Origin of the sequence: Blastococcus deserti (assembly GCF_042682525.1) — a bacterium.
GTDB classification, from domain to species: Bacteria; Actinomycetota; Actinomycetes; order Mycobacteriales; family Geodermatophilaceae; genus Blastococcus_B; species Blastococcus_B deserti.
Map to the genome: position 1 here is coordinate 26,108 of NZ_JBHUHP010000029.1, position 740 is coordinate 26,847.

Consider the following 740-nt stretch of genomic DNA (forward strand, 5'->3'; position numbering starts at 1 on the left):
CGGCCACGTGGTGCGCCACGAACTGAGCGACGGCGCATGGGTCGACCACCTTCCCGGCTGGGTGTCGGGCTCCGATGAGGTGCTCGAGGTGCTGCTCGGGAACATCGGCTGGCGCGAGGACCGCCGTCAGATGTACGAGCGCGAAGTAGCGGTGCCCCGCCTGCTCCGCTGGTACGGCGGTGGTGAGACGCTGCCCCACCCACTGCTGACCGAGGCGCGCGAAGCGCTCAACCGCTACTACGCCCCCGAGCTCGGCGAGGGTTTCGTCAGCGCCGGAATGTGCCTGTACCGGGACGGCCGGGACAGCGTCGCGTGGCACGGTGACCGGATCGGACGAGGCCGCTCCGCGGACACGATGGTCGCCATCGTGTCCTTCGGGTCGCCGCGCCCGCTGCTGCTTCGCCCGGCCCGTGGGGGCCCGAGCCTGCGGTTCCCGCTGGGGCACGGCGACCTGGTCGTCATGGGCGGCTCCTGCCAGCGGACGTGGGAGCACTGCATCCCCAAGACGGCGAAGCCGGTCGGACCGCGGGTGAGCGTCCAGTTCCGGCCCCGCGGCGTCGCCTGACGACCGAACGAAGCCCGGACGCCGTGGCCCGGGTCGCTCGGCGGGAGGGAAGAGGTGCGGGGTCTTCCCTGTTGTGCCCCGTGTCCGACCGAGCGTGATGAGCGCCTCGGGGACCCCCCTGCGAAGGGCCCCGGAGATGGTGTACCGTTCTGTCTGCGCCGCGCGGCCCGGGAGG

Annotated in this window: 1 protein-coding gene; it reads left to right on the plus strand. The window is 72.7% G+C overall.

The annotated features are described in order from the left end of the window. The coding region (locus ACFSHS_RS19895; protein ID WP_376879919.1) for an alpha-ketoglutarate-dependent dioxygenase AlkB at nt 1-565 on the plus strand (565 nt) is incomplete at its 5' end. Between the last annotated feature and the right edge of the window lie 175 nt (nt 566-740).